This window comes from Streptomyces armeniacus, assembly GCF_003355155.1.
GTDB lineage: Bacteria > Actinomycetota > Actinomycetes > Streptomycetales > Streptomycetaceae > Streptomyces > Streptomyces armeniacus.
Genome location: NZ_CP031320.1, coordinates 3,686,941 through 3,703,019, shown reverse-complemented (window position 1 = coordinate 3,703,019; position 16,079 = coordinate 3,686,941). Strand labels below are relative to the sequence as shown.

The window sequence follows — 16,079 nt, the reverse complement described above, 5'->3', positions numbered from 1 at the left end:
GTCCCGGGGGCCGGACGGGGACGGACGAGGGCCGGACGGGGCCGGGCGGCCTCAGTCGCCGGACGGGCGTGCCGCGGTGACGGTGAGGCAGACGAACAGGGCGCCCATGACACCGACGCCCGCCCACATGGCCTGCTGCCACCCGTCGACGAAGGACTGCTGGGCGGCGTGGACCAGCGCCCCGGCGTGCGGGCCCGTACGGTCCGCGACCTCGACTGCGTTGGCGACACCTTCCCGCGCGGTGTCCGCCGCCTCCGGGGGGATGCCGTGCAGCCTGCCGTCGACGGCGCCGCGGTAGCCCGCGGACAGGAGCGCGCCGAGCAGGGCGACGCCGAGCGCGGTGCCGAGCTCGCGGGTGACGTCGTTGAGCGCGGACGCGACCCCCTGGCGCTCGCGCGGGAGGGAGCCGGTGATGGCCTCGGTGGAGGGCGTCATCGCCAGGCCCATGCCGACGCCCATGGCCAGCATCCCGGGGAGGATGGACGCATAGCCGCCGTCCACGGAGACGAAGGTGGCCATGAGCGCCAGACCGGCACCGGACACGAGGATTCCGGTGGCCATGGTCGAGCGGGCGCCGACGCGCGCGGCCAGCCTGGGTGCCAGACCGGACGCGGCCATCATCAGTACGGCCATGGGCATCAGCGCGAGCGTGGACAGCAGGCCCGACCAGCCGAGCACGGCCTGGAAGAACGGGAAGAGGACCACGGAGATGCCTGCCAGGACACCGAAGACCACCAGCAGCGTGACCGAGCCGCCGGCGAGACCGCGCTCGCGGAACAGCCGTACGTCCAGCAGCGACGCGTCCCGGCGGCGCAGCTCCCAGGCCACGAAACCGGCCAGGGCGGCGAGCCCGACCGCGAGGCCGGTCAGCGTCGCGGGCCCGGTCCAGCCGTGCTCCGGTCCCTCCTGCAGGACGTAGATGAGCCCGACCACCGCGACGGCGGACAGCAGCGCGCCGCCCGTGTCGAAGGGGTGTCCGGACCTCTCGCGGGAGTCGGGCACCGACGTCAGCGTCATGGCCAGGGCCACGGCGACCAGCACCACGGGCAGCACGAACAGCCAGCGCCAGTCCGCGACGTCGACGAGGGTGGCGGACAGGAACATGCCCAGGATGCCGCCGCCTCCGGCGACGCCCGTCCACACGCCGATCGCCCGCCCCCGCTCCTCCGCCGGGAAGGTGGAGGTGATGACGGCCAGGGTGATCGGCATGATCATCGCTGCGCCGACGCCGCTCACCACGCGCGCGGCCAGCATCACCTCGGCCGTCGGGGCCAGGCCCGCCGTGACGCTTGCGACGCCGAAGACGGCGAGCCCGGCGAGCAGCATGGGCTTGCGGCCCAGGCGGTCGCCGACGGCGCCGAGCGGCAGGAGCAGCGCGGCGAGGGCGAGCGTGTAGATGTTGATGATCCACAGGACCGTGCTCTGCGAGGCGTCGAACTCGACGGCCATGTGGGTCTGGGCGACGTTCAGCCCGGAGACCGAGGCGATGACGGCCATCAGCGCGACGGAGACGGCGATCAGGATCGTACGCAGCTGACGCGCGTCCGGTGTGGCCCCGCCGCGCGCGGTGTCTTCCCCGTCGGCGGCTGTCGCCCGCGGAGACCGGTTCGTGTTCATGGAGTCCTCTCGAGACTGGCCCCGGCCGGTCCGGGCCATCTGCGAGCGACGGTAACCACGCTTTGCATTTCGGGCATACAATGTTGCCTATGACGCAAGATGATGGCGAACTGGACAGCCTCGTACGCAAGCGCCTCCGCGCCCTGCGGGTCGCACAGGGGTGGTCCCTGGAGGAGCTGGCCGCGCGTGCCCGGCTCAGCCAGTCCACCCTCAGCCGGATCGAGAACGGTCAGCGCCGGCTGGCGCTGGACAGCCTCGTCACGCTCGCCCGCGCCCTGGACACCACGCTCGACCAGCTCGTCGAGACCGCGTCCGACGACGTCGTCACCAGCCCGATGATCGACGGGTCACACGGCACGATGCGCTGGCCCGTGAAGGCCGACCCCGGCATGACCGTGATGCGTCAGCGGATGACCGAGCCCCCTCCGGACAATCCCGCGCGCATGCGCGCCCACCCCGGCCGCGAGTGGCTCGTCGTCCTGTCCGGCACGGCGGTCCTGATGCTGGGGCACCGGCGCTTCCGCGTCGAGACCGACCAGGCCGCGGAGTTCCCCACGATGCTGCCGCACGCCATCGGCGCCGAGGGCGGCCCCTGCGAGATCCTGGGCATCTTCGACCGCGACGCCCGCCGCGGCCACCAGCGCGGCGACGGCGACAGCGGCTCGGACGGCCCCTGAGGTCTCAACAGCGGGCCCGGTCTGCCGGTTCTGCCGGGTCTGCCGGGTCTCCAGGGTCTGCCGCGTCAGCGCGCCACGCGGAAGCCCGTGTTGCCGCTGGAGCTGTCCGGGGTGTTGCCCATACGGGCCGACGTCCGGTAGCGGAGGCAGTACGACTCGTGGCACAGGTGGGAGCCGCCGCGCAGGACGCGGGTGCCCGTGCCGAAGGCGTCCGCGCACCACTCCCATACGTTTCCGGTCATGTTGAACAGCCCGTACGCGTTCGGCGGGAAGGCGTCCGCCGGGCAGGTGCCCGCGTAGCCGTCGGCGGCGGTGTTGCGGTCGGGGAACGAACCGCGCCAGATGTTCATGCGGTACTCGCCGTCCGGGTCGCGCTCGTCGCCCCACGGGTACGGCTTCCCGTCCAGCCCGCCGCGTGCCGCGTACTCCCACTCCGCCTCGCCCGGCAGCCGTACGCCCGCCCACGCGCAGTACGCGAGCGCGTCGTCGTACGAGACGTGCACCACCGGGTGGTCGCCGCGGTCCGCCACGGACGAGTCCGGGCCCTCCGGGCGGCGCCAGTCCGCTTCGAACACCTGCCGCCACCACGGTGCCTGGACGGCGCCACGGGTGGGCGGGAAGTCGTCCGGGAGGAAGCCGCCGAAGACGAACGACCAGCCGAACCGCTCCGCGTCCGTACGGTGCCCGGTCGCCTCGGCGAAGGCGGCGAACTCGTCGTTCGTCACCGCCGTCGCCGCGATCCCGAACGGGTCCAGGCGCACCTCGCGTACGGGGCCCTCGCCATCCGCCGGGTACGGGCTGGTCTCGCTGCCCATCAGGAACGTGCCGCCCTCCAGCTCCTGCCAGGACCGGTACGGCGCGTCCCCCGCGCCGTCCCCGGTGCGTACGGGCGCGGGCTCCGGCGCGGCCGCCCCCGCGTCCGCGCCGTCGCCCGAGGCGCGGGCGGGTGCGCAGCAGGCGCGCGGCTCGTCGCTCATGGTGCTGTCCTCCGCAGGTGCTCGGTCGGTGGTCCCACCAGCCATTGTGCGGGTACGGACCGCGCACCCGTGCGATCGGGTGCCGCCGGGCAGGCGCGGGCGGCTGTCAGTACGGGCCGTGGCCCGCGCGGTCGGCTGTGTCCGCTGTAACCGCTGCGTTCGCTGCGTTCGCTGTGTCCGCTGTATCCGCCGTGCCCGCCGTGTCCGCCGTGTCCCCGTATTCCCGCCGGAGCTCCGCCAGCCGCTTCCGCAGCTCCCGTACGACCTCCGCGTACGCCGGATCGTCGTAGCGGTTGTGCAGCTCCTCCGGGTCCCGTACGAGGTCGAACAGCTCCCACTCCGGCTCCCGCCGCGCGTCCTCGCCGGTGGCCGCGCCCGCCGCGCCGTGGCCGTGGCCGTGGCCGGGGTAGTGGATCAGCTTGTGCGTACGGGTGCGGACCCCGTACGAGGCGGCCACGTGGTGGCTGTCGTCGAGGTGCATGTAGTAGCGGTAGTACATCGCCGTGCGCCAGTCGGCGACCTCCTCGCCGCGGAGCAGCGGCAGCAGGCTGCGGCCCTGCATGCGGGGGTGCGCCGGGACGCCGGCCAGGTCGAGCAGGGTCTGGGCGTAGTCGACGTTGACGACGATGTCGTCGTTGGCGGAGCCCGGCGGCACCACGCCCGGCAGCCGTACCACCAGCGGGATGCGCAGCGCCGGCTCGTACATGAAGCGCTTGTCGAACCAGCCGTGCTCGCCGAGGAAGAACCCGTGGTCCGAGGTGTACGCGACGGCGGTGCGTTCGGTGAGCCCGGCGGTGTCGAGGTAGTGGAGGACGCGGCCGAGGTTCTCGTCCAGGGCGGCGACCACGCGCAGGTACTCCTTGATGAAGCGCTGGTAGCGCCACTCGCGCTCCTCCGCCTCCGAAAGCCCCTCCGGCACGGGCGTCTTGAGGTCGTCGGGCCCGAGGTCGGACATGCGCATACGGGCCTCGGCGGCGGCGCGGGCGCGGTGCGTGTAGTCGTCGTGCAGGGTGGCGGGCACGGGCAGGTCCTCGTGCTCGTACAGGTGCCGGTGCCGCTCCGCCGGCTCGAACGCGCGATGCGGCGCCTTGTGCTGGATCAGCAGCGCGAAGGGGCGGTCCGGGTCGCGCTTGTCGAGCCAGTTCAGGGCCAGGTCGGTGATGACGTCGGTGACGTAGCCGGGGTACTCGCGCTCGCCGTCCGGGGTGAGGAACACCGGGTCGTGGTAGACGCCGTGCTCCGGCAGGACCTCCCAGTGGTCGAAGCCGCGAGGGTCGCTGTCGCCGCCGTGGCCGAGATGCCATTTGCCGACGATGGCCGTCTGGTAGCCCGCCTCCTGGAGGAGTTCGGGGAAGCCCGGCTGGGTCGCGTCGAAGACGTGGTCCGGGCTCTCCAGCGAGGTCATGCCGTTGACGTGGCTGTACGTGCCGGTCAGCAGGGTCGCGCGGGCGGGCGAGCAGATGGAGTTGGTGCAGAACGCGCTGTCGAAGCGCATGCCCTCCGCGGCCAGCCGGTCGAGGGCGGGGGTGCGGTTGAGCACGCCGCCGTACGCGCTGATGGCGGGGACGGCGTGGTCGTCGGTCATCAGGAGGACGAGATTCGGACGCTCGTCGGGTGCGGGCACGGCTCGGGGCTCCTCTGGTGGACGGGCGGGCGGTGGACGGCGGTTCGCGGCAGGACCGGCGCGGCTACGCTATGCCGAAGTCCTCCCGCCGCAGCAGCGGCTCCACGCGCCGCGCGAACCCGCCCGTACGGAACGGCCGTTGGAGCAGCCCCGGCCGCAGCACCTGCGCCAGCGCCGCCGCGACCATGCCCTGGTCCAGCGCCAGCACGTGGTCGCTGACCCGCCCGGTCCGCACGTCGACGGAGTCCCGGAAGCCGTACCCGTCCGCGTACGCGCCGAAGTCACGGTCGATCCTCAGCAGGTTGGCGACCGCAGGCCCCGGTGCGAACGGCATGGCGAGGAAGGAGGCGTGCGGGGTGACGACGCCCTTGGAGGTGTAGCCCTCGGTCTGCATGCCGAGGGCGTCGACGCCGTACTCGCTGTAGCCGCCGGAGGGGACGGTGGCGGGGGAGAAGCCCCAGTAGCCGTACGCCTCCTCGCGCAGCCCGTGCTCGATCTGGCCGGCCACGTGCCGCCGGTGGTTGAGGCCCCAGGAGCGCGGCGACCACTGCCCCTCCGGCACGAACAGCGGCACCATCAGCGCCTCGAACATCGAGCCGCCCCAGCTCGGCACCGTCTTCCGTCCCCGGTACGTGTAGTGCCCGCGCCACACGCGGACCCCGTCCACCGTGCTCCACTCGCCCTCCGGTTCCTGCTCCTGGCCGGCGCCGGGCGGGAGGGTGCGGAAGGTGTGCCAGTAGTGCTCGCCCGGGAGGCTGCCGTCCGCGATGCCGAGGTAACCGGCCATCCGCGGCTCGGTGTTCAGCGCGCCGTACCAGTGCGGGGTGTACGTGCCGTCGTCCAGGTGGTAGCCGCCGCGCAGCTGGCCGGGGCCGACGGCGGGGTCGTCCGGGTCGTACGGCGTGTAGTAGAAGGACCAGTCGGCGTCCGCGAGCAGCCGCCCGACGCGCGGGCGCAGCTCCGGGTCGGCGTCGGCGGCGATGCGGAGGGCGGCGACCAGCCAGGCGTTGTCGACGGACGACAGGAACGGCCGTACGGGAGCGCCGGTGCCGGGCCACTCGGTGAGGACGCCGCCGGTGCGGGCGTCGTACCAGTTGAGCCAGAAGCCGTGGTGCCGCTCCAGGCGCTCCACGGCGGCGACCGTACGGGCCAGGGCGCGGCGCATCGCCGTACCGCTGATGACGCCGAGGCCGGCGGCGGCCACGGTCGACCAGAGGCCGCAGCCGATGTTGCTGGGCGAGGTATGGACGCTGGGTTCCGGTTCGCCTCCGCTTCCGGTCACGTCGAGGGTGTCGGCGGCGAGGCCGAGGCCGGTGGTCAGGGCCTCCAGCGAGCGGTACGTGTCCCGGAACCAGCGGTGCAGCAGCGCCCCCGTGTCCCGGGGCGGCGTGCCCGGCCCGTACGCGGTGGATCCGTACGCGGTGGCTCCGTACGCGGTGCCGGTCGCGGCACCGAGGGCGAGGGCGGCGGACGTGCCCGCCCCGGCGGCGAGAAGTGTGCGTCGTCTCACGGCTGTTCGGCTCCTTCGTCAGGGGGCGAGTCGGGTCGGCGGATCGGAAGCGGAGTCCGTACGCGTACGGGCCGGCGCGTGCTCGCGCGCCCGCGCGCCGTCATGCCCGCGTGAAGCGCAGCGCGCGGATGCCGGGCATCGGCAGTTCGACGGTGAGCACGGCGTCGCCGTCGCCGTCGGCCGTCACCGGGTCCAGCGCCTCGGCGGGCAGCCGGTCGGCGGCGCGGAGCCGGGACCACTGCCGCTCGTCGGGCCAGTCGCGGCACGCGCCGCCGGACCCGTCCGTTACGCCGGTCCCGGCCGCCAGCCCTTCCCACACCGCCTGGATGTTGCCGTGCGCCGCGTCGACCCGGCGCACGGTGACCACGTAACGCGCCCCCGGCTCCAGCCCGTTGACGCGGACGGTGGCCTCGCGGTGCAGCGCCGCCGAGCCGTCGGTCTTCGTCTGGTCGAGGGTGCCGTTCCACAGCAGCACGTCGAGTGTGGACGCGTCGCCGCCACGCGTGGCCAGCGCCTCGGTCAGCGCCTCCGCGCCGTCGCCGGTCACCGCGGCGGGGATCCGGCCGCCCTCCAGCTGCGACAGCAGGTACAGCGCCCAGAACCGCGGCTTCCGCAGATTGCCCACCGTCAGCAGCCCGAAGCCGCCGTGGAACAGCCGGGGCGGCCTGCCCAGCTCCTCGAAGTGGTCGCTGGCCACCCAGTACGCGAGGCAGTCGGCGGACGCGAGCGCGCTCTTCACGCCGCGCAGCACGAACGGCGCGGCGAACGCGGAGTCGCTGACGCGGTGGAAGTGCGTCGGCGTGACGCCCCACTCCGTCCACAGGATCTCCGGCTCCGGACGGCCCGTGGCCTCGGCGAACGAGCGGGTCTGCGGGCGGAAGTCCAGCGGCGCGTTGCCGTACGTGTGGGTGGAGACGAAGTCGACCGGCACGCCCGCCTCCCGGCAGTGCTCCAGCAGCGGCCCGACCCACTTCGCTGCGGCGGAGGCGGGGCCGCCGACCCGGATGCGTTCGTCGACGCCCTTCACGGCGCGTACGGCGGTCTCGTACAGCAGGTGGTACTGCGCCTGCGTGCCGTTCCAGAAGACCTCCAGATTCGCCTCGTTCCAGACCTCGAACTCCCAGCCGGCCACCTCGTCGGCGCCGTACCGCTCGCGCAGGTGGACCGTCAGCGCCCGGCACAGCTCGCCCCAGCGCTCCCAGCTGCCGGGCACGGAGGCGATGCCCTCGTACGTGAAGATGGTGTACGCGGGGTCGGCCGCCAGCGCGGCGGGCATGAAGGACAGTTCGACCACCGGCCTGAGCCCGGTGGCGAGGAAGCGGTCGTACACCTCGTCCAGGCCGGAGAAGTCGAACGAGCCGTCCTCGCGCACCGCGACGCACTCCGGCAGGAACGTGCCGTGCGCGCGCACCGTACGTACGCCCAGCTCGTCCCGCACGATGGCCAGCGACTCGGCGTACTCCGCCGCCACGTCCGAACCGCCGGGGCCGCCCGGCCCCTCCCGCAGCAGCATGGACAGGTGCTCGGCGCCGATCATCCGGTTCCACACGCCGGGCAGCGGCGCGGGTACGGCGGCGGCGTCGACGGTGACGGTGACGGCGGCGGGGGAGGCGCCGGGCGCCTTGGCGCAGCCGCGCACGGGCTCGTCGGTGAGCGGGCCGGCGCCGGCGTCGGTCCAGGTGGCGACCTTGTACCAGTAGCCGCGCCCGGGCTCGGCCAGCGTGTCGGCGTACGGCGGGTGGGGGACCGCGAGGACGTCGCCGCCCTGGTGGTCCAGCGGGAGGTAGGGGCCGTCGACGGTGTCGGCACGGTGCACGAGGTAGCCGAGCGAGCCCTCCACGGGCCGCCAGTCGAGCAGCACGTGGCCCGTGCCGTCCGCGGAGCGCAGCCCGGCGGGCGCGGGCAGGCCGCCGGTGCCGGCCAGCGGCCGGTCGCTCGGGAGGCCGATGCGCTGTTCCCAGTCGAGCCGGGCGGTGTGCTTCTCGGTCATGGGGGGTTACCTCTCGCTGGGTGGTGGATGCGCATACACGAGGCGGATGGTGGAGCACGGCGGATGTGCGTGACGTACGGGGTCGCGGGACGTGCGGGAGTGGGGGAGTGCGGGACGTACGGGAACAGTGCCCGTACGGGGCCTACTTGAGCCCCGCCGTGGCGATTCCCTGGGTGAAGTGGCGCTGCAGGACGACGAAGACCAGCAGCACCGGCAGTACCACCAGGAAGGCGCCTGCCATGAGGACGCCGTTGGAGCCGTCCGCCTTGGTCGGATCGGTGGCGAAGGTGGCCAGCGCCACCGGCAGCGTGTATTTCTCGGGGTCGTTGGTGGCGACCAGGGGCCACAGGAAGTTGTTCCAGGACTGCAGGAACGTGAAGATCGCCAGCGTCGCGAGCGCGGGTTTCACCAGCGGCATGGCGATGCGCCAGAAGATGTACCACTCGGAGGCACCGTCGATACGCGCCGCCTCCAGCAGTTCGTCCGGAATCGCCAGCATGAACTGCCGCATCAGGAACACCCCGAACGCCCCCGCCGCGAACGGCAGGATCAGCGCCGCGTACGAGTCGATCAGCTCCATCCTGCTCATCAGCACGAACATCGGCATCAGCATCAGATTGCCGGGCACCATCAGCGCGCCCAGCACGAGTGCGAACACCGGCCGTTTCCCGGCGAACCGCAGCTTCGCCAGCGCGTAGCCGAGCATCGAGCAGAACACGAGATTGCACAGCGTGACCACCGTCGCGACGAAGGCCGAATTGAAGAAGTGCTGTGCCATGTCGAGCAGTTCGAGCAGCTCACGGAAGTGTTCCAGGGTCCATTCCGTCGGAATCCACACCGTCGGGCTGGCGCCCAGCTCCTCGTCCGTCTTGAACGCCGAGAGGCCCATCCACACAAACGGAGCCGCCATCACCAGCAGCCCGGCGCAGAGGACCGCGTGCACGGCCCAGCGGCGCGTACGCCGCGCCCGTACGGGCGGGTGCCCGGTCATCGCGTCTTGTCCTTCAGCAGGCGGAGCTGGAGCAGGGTGACGGCGAGGATGACGGTGAACAGCACGTACGCCATGGCGCTCGCATAGCCCATGTGGAAGAAGTTGAAGCCCTCGCGGTACATGTCGAGCGACACCGTGAGCGTGCTGTCGTCCGGGCCGCCGTTGGTCATCACGAAGGGCTCCTCGAAGACGTTGAGAAAGGCGATGCTCGTCATCACGGAGACGTACAGCATCGTCGGCCGCAGCAGCGGCACCGTGATCCGGCGGAACTCCTGCCAGGCCCCCGCCCCGTCTATGCGCGCGGCCTCCCGGACATCCGCCGGAATGGCCTGCAGCCCGGCGAGGAACAGCACCATTGCCGTACCCAGATTGCGCCACACCGCCATCACGATGAGCGACGGCATGGCGAGCGCCTCGGAGCCGAGGAAATCCGGTGCGGTGAGGCCTGCTTCGGCCGCGATTCCCGCGATCAGCCCTTCGCCCGGGTCGAGTACGAAGCGCCATACGACGGCCACCGCGACAATGCTGGTGACGACGGGTGCGTAGAAGCCGACGCGGAAGAACGTACGCATCCGGGCCACACCCGAGTTCAGCAGCACCGCGGCGAACAGACCGGCGCCGACGGTCAGCGGCACCCCGACGACCACGAAATAGCCGGTGTTGAAGAGGGCCTTGAGGAATTTCTCGTCCTCGGACAGCTTCGTGTAGTTCTCGAATCCGATGAATTCTGCCGAGAACGGGTCGGTGACATCCCGCAGCCCGAAGTCCGTGAAGCTCATCGCCAGCGTGGCCAGGATCGGGAATGCCATGAACGTCGCGAACAGCACCAGGAACGGCGTCGAGAACAGCCAGCCCGCGGCGTTCTGCACGCCCAGCCGCCCGCGGCGGCGCCGCGGCCCGGCGGCGGTGCCGGCCGTGGCCTTGGCCGTGGCGGTGGTGGCGGAGGTGGCGGCCATCCGGATCAGTCCACCAGGCTCTCGGTCGCCTTCTGCAGCCACGCGGCGGTCTTCGCCGGGTCCTCGCCCTTCTGGGCGACACGGGCCACCGCCTCGTCGATCTTGGCCGCGAACTCCTCCCACTTCGACAGCGCGGGCACCGGTTCCGAGGTCCGCAGCTGCTTCTCGAAGACGTCCAGCCCTTCCGCGCGCGTGAGTTCGGGCTCGTCCCAGGCCGCCTCGACGGCGGGCAGCGACCTGGCCATCCCGTACCAGTCGGCCTGCTCGGCCGGGCTGGTCAGGTACTCGGTGAACTTCTTCGCGGCGGCCTTGTGCCCGCTGTCCGCGAACGTGACGAGGCTGGAGCCGCCGACGAAGGAGGTGCTCGTCTTGTCGGCGGGGAGCGGCGCCGCCTTCCACTTGCCCTTCAGGCCCGGGTGCTGGTCCTGGATGTTGTTGACCATCCAGGGCCCGGAGACGAACATCGGGGCCTTGCCGGACGCGAAGTCCTTCACCACGTCGTAGCCGGGCGGCGAGCTCTTCGTGGAGAGCCCCTTGTCGTAGTAGTGCGCGTACTCGCTCAGCGCCCGCACCGACTCCGGCGAGTCCAGGGCGGGTTCGCCGTCCTTGTCGAGCAGCTTGCCGCCGGCGGAGTAGAGGAACGGCAGCCAGGTCTGCCAGGCACCGATGCCGGAGGGCTGGTGGTACGTGCCCCACTCGGTGCCGGCCTTGTCCTTGTACGCGGCGGCCAGCGCGCGCTGCTCCCGCCAGTTCGCCGGCGCCTTGCCGACGCCCGCCTCGGCGGCCAGGTCGGTGCGGTAGTAGAGGACGCGGGTGTCGACGTACCAGGGGACGCCGTACGCGGTGCCGTCCGTGACGTTCCCGGCCCAGGCGGCGGGGAAGAAGTCGGCCTTGCGGAAGGTCTTGGTGTCGACGGGCTCCAGCGCGTCGAGCGACGTGAACTCGCCGACCATGGTGCTGCCCATCTGCGCCATGTCCGGCAGCTCCCCGGCGGCGACGGCCGACACCAGCTTCTGGTGCACCACGTCCCAGCCCACGGGCGTGACCTTGACGTCGATGTTCGGGTACTTCTTGCCGAACTCCTCGCCCAGCTCCTGCAGATGCTTCCCCTCCTCGCCCATGCCCCAGACGGTGAGGGTCTGCTTCTCGTCGGCGGCCGTCTGCCCGCCGCTGTCGCCGCCGCAGGCGGAGAGCAGCAGCGCGCCGGCGGCGGTGGCCGCGGTGACGGTGACGGCGACGGTACGGCGGATGAGCTGCATGGAGGGCTCCTCCTCGAGGTCCGGAGCGGCTGGGGCGCGGGCTGCTGTGCGCGGGACCGCCTGCCTGCTGTACGGGCGCCGTGCGGGCGGGCGGCTGCCTGTTCCCGCTTGTGTAAGCGCATACATACTGTGGAAGTGACCGCTCCGCCGTGCAAGTCCCCGGTGGATTACGACTGCGTAACGGAAGCCCCGCTGTGCCCGGCGCCCGCGCCGGTGCTCTTGGCTGTTGCGGCGCGCTTGTCGGCGGCCGCGCCTGCCGCGCCTGCCGGACCTGCCGCGCCTGCCGCGCCTGCCGCGCCCGCCGCGCCCGCCGTGACCGGCGCGCCGCCGCCCGTACCCGCGCCGCCGCCGCGCGTGCCCGTGCACCCGCAGCTGGCCCGCCGTACGACGGAGACCGGCAGCACCATCGACACCGGCTCCCGCTCCCGGTCCTCCAGGCGCGCCACCAGCAGCTCCACGGCCTTCTCGCCGAGCCGCCGCATCGGCTGCCGTACGGTCGTCAGGCCCGGCGTCACCAGCCGCCCCAGCGGAATCCCGTCGAAGCCCGTGACGGTGAGGTCCTCCGGGACGCGTACGCCGCGCCGGCGCAGCTCGGGGAGCGCGCCGACGGCCATCTGGTCGTTGGCGAAGACGACGGCCTCCGGCAGCGCGCGGTCGCCGCCGGTGCGCGGCCCCCGCTCAGGCTCCCGGTTCCGGTCCCGGTCCGGGTCCCGATCCTGGCTCCGGCCACGGCTCTCGTTCCGCTCCCGTGGCCGGTCCCAGTCCGCGCCCCGGTCCAGCAGTTCGCCGATCGCCCGGCGGCCCTCCGCCTGCGTCAGCTCACCCCGTACGTCCGGCTGTGCCGGAACCGGCAGTCCCGCCTCCAGGTGGGCCGCCTGGAACCCGCGGAAGCGCGCCTCGCCGTCGGGGGAGTCCGGCGCGCTGCCGACGAACGCGAGCCGGCGCATGCCGTGGTCCGCGATGAGGTGCCTGGTCAGGGCGAGTTCGCCGTCGAAGTTGGCGACCTCGATGTGGTCGAGGTGGTCCAGCGAGTCGTCCTCGCGCGGCCCGGCGAGCATCACGACGGGCAGCCGCCGCGAGATGATCTCCAGCTCCTCGGTGGGCACCGTACGCGCCAGCACCGCGAAGCCGTCCACGCGGCCCGCGACGTCGGCGACCAGGCTCTGCGGGCCCTCGGCCAGCGAGGCCGCGATCAGCAGCGCGTAGCCGTGCCGCCGGGCGGCGCGCTCCATCCCGCGGATGATCTCGTCGGAGTAGAGCATCTGCTCGGCGTCGTCGTGCTCGGCGTCGGTGTCGTCCAGGTCGGCGTCGGGATCGGCGTAGTCGGGGAAGCACAGCCCCAGCACGCGGGTGTTGCGGCTGGCGAGGCCGCGCGCGTTGCCGCTCGGCACGTAGCCGAGCTCGCGCGCGGCCGCCAGCACGCGGTCGCGGGTGCGGGCGCGTACGGACTCGGGGTTGCGGTAGACGCGCGAGACCGTCGCGATCGAGACGCCGGCCTGATCGGCGACGTCGTACACCGTGGGAGCACTCACCCGACGACGCTCTCCTGCTCTGTTCGGCCCGCTGCGGGGGCAGTGGAGGATGAAAGCGCATTCATCCTAGGTGCTGCCCCCGCCGCCTGTCACTCCCGCCTGCGGATCTTGTTGCCCAGCCAGACCAGCGGGTCGTACTTGCGGTCGGCCGCGCGCTCCTTCAGCGGGATCAGCGCGTTGTCGGTGATCTTGATGCCCTCGGGGCAGACCTCCGTACAGCACTTCGTGATGTTGCAGTATCCCAGACCGTGTTCGTCCTGCGCGGTGGTCTTGCGGTCCAGGCCCTGCTCCTCCGCCGCGTCCAGCGGATGCATGTCGAGCTCGGCGATCCGCATGAGGAAGCGCGGGCCGGCGAACGCGGCCTTGTTCTCCTCGTGGTCCCGCACGACATGGCAGGTGTCCTGGCACAGGAAGCACTCGATGCACTTGCGGAACTCCTGCGAGCGCCCCACGTCCTCCTGCTGCATCCGGTACTCGCCCGGCCCCAGCTCGGCGGGCGCCGCGAACGACGGGACCTCGCGCGCCTTCTCGTAGTTGAACGAGACGTCCGTCACCAGGTCCCGTACGACCGGGAAGGCCCGCAGCGGCGTCACCGTGATGACGTCGGTCCGCTCGAAGACCGACATCCGCGTCATGCACAGCAGCCGCGGCCGGCCGTTGATCTCCGCGCTGCACGAACCGCACTTGCCCGCCTTGCAGTTCCACCGCACCGCCAGGTCGCCGGCCTGGGTGGCCTGCAGCCGGTGGATGATGTCGAGGACGACCTCACCCTCGTTGACCTCGACCGTGAAGTCCTCGAGCCCGCCGCCCTCGGCGTCCCCGCGCCAGACCCGGAAGTGCGCGTCGTAACTGGTGCTCGGACGCTCCCCCGAGGTGCCGCTTTCCACGGTGCCCGGCCACGCTCCGGCGTCGCCGCCGGTGCCCGTACGGTCGTCCGTGGCGGCGCCGCCGTCCGCCGTGCTGTTGCCTGCGCTGCTCGTGCTCACTCCGCCGTCAGCTCCTCGTCCGTCAGATACTTGATCAGCTCCTCCTTCTCGAAGAGCTCCAGCAGGTCCGCGCGGATCGGCGGCGTCTCGCGGCGGCGCAGCGAGATCTGGCCGGTCCCCGCGGCGCCACCGGCCCCCGCCCCGCCCGAGTCGGTGAGCGTGCAGACGAGGTTGGCGCGCCGCCACTCGCGGTCCATGTCCGGGTAGTCGTCCCGGGTGTGGCCGCCGCGCGACTCCGTACGGTTCAGCGCGGCACGCGCCACGCACTCGCTGACCAGCAGCATGTTGCGCAGGTCGATGGCCAGGTGCCAGCCGGGGTTGAACTGCCGGTGCCCCTCCACCCCGGCGTGCTTCGCGCGAGCGCGCAGCTCCGCCAGCCGCTCCAGGGCGCGGGCCATCTCGTCCTCGCGCCGGATGATGCCGACGAGGTCGTTCATGGCCTGCTGGAGTTGCTGGTGGATGGTGTACGGGTTCTCCGGCGTCTCGCCCTCCGCCACCTCCTCCGGGGTGAACGGGCGCAGTGCCTCGGCCGCGGCCCTGTCGATCTCCGCGTCCTCCACCAGCGGGCGTTCGCCCGCCGGGAACGACTCCGCGTGCCGCGCCGCGTACAGCCCGGCGCGGCGGCCGAACACCAGCAGGTCGGACAGGGAGTTGCCGCCCAGCCGGTTCGAGCCGTGCATGCCACCGGAGACCTCGCCCGCGGCGAACAGCCCGGGGACGCCCAGGGCTTCACCCGTGTCCGGGTCGACGTCGACGCCGCCCATCACGTAGTGGCAGGTCGGACCGACCTCCATGGGCTGCGCGGTGATGTCCACGTCCGCCAGCTCCTTGAACTGGTGGTGCATGGACGGCAGCCGCCGCTTGATCACCTCGGCGGACATCCGCGTCGACACGTCCAGGTACACCCCGCCGTGCGGGGTGCCGCGGCCGGCCTTGACCTCGGAGTTGATGGCCCGCGCCACCTCGTCGCGGGGGAGCAGCTCGGGCGGGCGGCGGTGCTTCTCGGGGTCCTCGTACCAGCCGTCCGCCTCCTGCTCGGACTCGGCGTACTTCTCCTTGAACACGTCCGGCACGTAGTCGAACATGAAGCGCTTGCCCTCGGAGTTGCGGAGCACTCCGCCGTCGCCGCGCACCGACTCGGTGACGAGGATGCCCTTCACCGAGGGCGGCCAGACCATGCCCGTCGGGTGGAACTGCACGAACTCCATATTGATCAGCGACGCCCCGGCGAGCAGCGCCAGCGCGTGCCCGTCCCCGGTGTACTCCCAGGAGTTGGAGGTCACCTTGAACGACTTCCCGATGCCGCCCGTCGCCAGCACCACCGAGGGCGACTCGACGACGAAGAACCGGCCGGTCTCGCGCTCGTAGCAGAAGACGCCCGAGACCTTGTCGCCGTCCGGGTCCTTGAGGACGCGGGTGACGGTGCACTCCTGGAAGACCTTGAGGCGCGCCTCGTAGTCGCCCGTCTCCTTGAAGTCCTCCTGCTGCAGCGCGACGATCTTCTGCTGCAGGGTGCGGATCAGCTCCAGCCCCGTACGGTCGCCGACGTGGGCGAGCCGCGGGTACTCGTGGCCGCCGAAGTTCCGCTGGGAGATCTTCCCGTCCTTCGTACGGTCGAAGAGCGCGCCCCAGGTCTCCAGCTCCCAGACCCGATCCGGCGCCTCCTTGGCGTGCAGCTCGGCCATCCGCCAGTGGTTCAGGAACTTGCCGCCGCGCATCGTGTCGCGGAAGTGCACCTGCCAGTTGTCGCCCTCGTTGACGTTGCCCATGCTGGCGGCGATGCCGCCCTCGGCCATCACCGTGTGCGCCTTGCCGAAGAGGGACTTGCAGATGACCGCGGTACGCAGGCCCTGCTCGCGTGCCTCGATGGCGGCGCGCAGCCCGGCGCCGCCCGCCCCCACGATCACGACGTCCCACTGCTGGCGTTCGACTTGCGTCATTTCTTGTCGATCCCTCTCAC

At 72.2% G+C, this 16,079-nt stretch carries 12 protein-coding genes; 1 reads left to right on the top strand and 11 read right to left on the bottom strand.

What is annotated here, in order from left to right:
• Positions 1-51: 51 nt before the first annotated feature.
• A complete protein-coding gene (locus tag DVA86_RS15960; RefSeq protein ID WP_208879121.1) occupies positions 52-1,617 on the bottom strand; it encodes an MFS transporter in 1,566 nt (521 codons plus the stop codon).
• Between the two features lie 80 nt (positions 1,618-1,697).
• Here DVA86_RS15960 and DVA86_RS15955 point away from each other — a divergent pair, with 80 nt between their 5' ends.
• Positions 1,698-2,294, top strand: a complete 597-nt coding sequence (locus DVA86_RS15955; RefSeq protein WP_222623324.1) for a helix-turn-helix domain-containing protein — start codon at positions 1,698-1,700, stop codon at positions 2,292-2,294.
• Between the two features lie 65 nt (positions 2,295-2,359).
• Here the strand turns inward: DVA86_RS15955 and DVA86_RS15950 are convergent, their stop codons facing one another.
• From DVA86_RS15950 to DVA86_RS15900, 10 genes are all read right to left on the bottom strand, one after another.
• Positions 2,360-3,271 carry a formylglycine-generating enzyme family protein gene (locus tag DVA86_RS15950; protein WP_208879119.1) on the bottom strand — a complete coding sequence of 304 codons (912 nt, stop codon included), beginning with the start codon at positions 3,269-3,271 and terminating at the stop codon, positions 2,360-2,362.
• Between the two features lie 106 nt (positions 3,272-3,377).
• A complete protein-coding gene (locus tag DVA86_RS15945; RefSeq protein ID WP_245996632.1) occupies positions 3,378-4,895 on the bottom strand; it encodes a sulfatase family protein in 1,518 nt (505 codons plus the stop codon).
• Positions 4,896-4,959: 64 nt separating this feature from the next.
• Positions 4,960-6,405, bottom strand: a complete 1,446-nt coding sequence (locus tag DVA86_RS15940) for a glucoamylase family protein (RefSeq protein WP_245996630.1) — start codon at positions 6,403-6,405, stop codon at positions 4,960-4,962.
• 100 nt (positions 6,406-6,505) lie between these two features.
• Complete coding sequence (locus DVA86_RS15935) at positions 6,506-8,395, bottom strand: GH39 family glycosyl hydrolase (protein WP_208879117.1); 1,890 nt, start codon at positions 8,393-8,395, stop codon at positions 6,506-6,508.
• 142 nt (positions 8,396-8,537) lie between these two features.
• A complete protein-coding gene (locus DVA86_RS15930; RefSeq protein WP_208879115.1) occupies positions 8,538-9,386 on the bottom strand; it encodes a carbohydrate ABC transporter permease in 849 nt (282 codons plus the stop codon).
• Complete coding sequence (locus DVA86_RS15925) at positions 9,383-10,342, bottom strand: carbohydrate ABC transporter permease (RefSeq protein ID WP_208879114.1); 960 nt, start codon at positions 10,340-10,342, stop codon at positions 9,383-9,385. The genes DVA86_RS15930 and DVA86_RS15925 overlap by 4 nt, the downstream gene beginning before the upstream one ends.
• A 5-nt stretch (positions 10,343-10,347) precedes the next feature.
• Entirely contained in the window at positions 10,348-11,601 is a 1,254-nt protein-coding gene (locus DVA86_RS15920; RefSeq protein ID WP_208879112.1) for a sugar ABC transporter substrate-binding protein, read from the bottom strand.
• 167 nt (positions 11,602-11,768) lie between these two features.
• A complete protein-coding gene (locus tag DVA86_RS35335; protein WP_245996627.1) occupies positions 11,769-13,133 on the bottom strand; it encodes a LacI family DNA-binding transcriptional regulator in 1,365 nt (454 codons plus the stop codon).
• A gap of 89 nt (positions 13,134-13,222) precedes the next feature.
• Positions 13,223-14,020 (bottom strand): succinate dehydrogenase/fumarate reductase iron-sulfur subunit, encoded by a 798-nt coding sequence (locus DVA86_RS15905; protein ID WP_208884750.1) that lies wholly within the window; start codon positions 14,018-14,020, stop codon positions 13,223-13,225.
• Positions 14,021-14,115: 95 nt separating this feature from the next.
• Entirely contained in the window at positions 14,116-16,059 is a 1,944-nt protein-coding gene (locus tag DVA86_RS15900) for a fumarate reductase/succinate dehydrogenase flavoprotein subunit (RefSeq protein ID WP_208879111.1), read from the bottom strand.
• Positions 16,060-16,079 lie beyond the last annotated feature (20 nt).

Coding starts and splice junctions, on each gene's coding strand:
- DVA86_RS15930 (WP_208879115.1), bottom strand. CDS start 9,386: ATGACCGGGCACCCGCCCGTACGGGCGCGGCGTACGCGCCGCTGGGCC.
- DVA86_RS15900 (WP_208879111.1), bottom strand. CDS start 16,059: ATGACGCAAGTCGAACGCCAGCAGTGGGACGTCGTGATCGTGGGGGCG.
- DVA86_RS15920 (WP_208879112.1), bottom strand. CDS start 11,601: ATGCAGCTCATCCGCCGTACCGTCGCCGTCACCGTCACCGCGGCCACC.
- DVA86_RS15960 (WP_208879121.1), bottom strand. CDS start 1,617: ATGAACACGAACCGGTCTCCGCGGGCGACAGCCGCCGACGGGGAAGAC.
- DVA86_RS15925 (WP_208879114.1), bottom strand. CDS start 10,342: ATGGCCGCCACCTCCGCCACCACCGCCACGGCCAAGGCCACGGCCGGC.
- DVA86_RS15935 (WP_208879117.1), bottom strand. CDS start 8,395: ATGACCGAGAAGCACACCGCCCGGCTCGACTGGGAACAGCGCATCGGC.
- DVA86_RS15950 (WP_208879119.1), bottom strand. CDS start 3,271: ATGAGCGACGAGCCGCGCGCCTGCTGCGCACCCGCCCGCGCCTCGGGC.
- DVA86_RS15955 (WP_222623324.1), top strand. CDS start 1,698: ATGTTGCCTATGACGCAAGATGATGGCGAACTGGACAGCCTCGTACGC.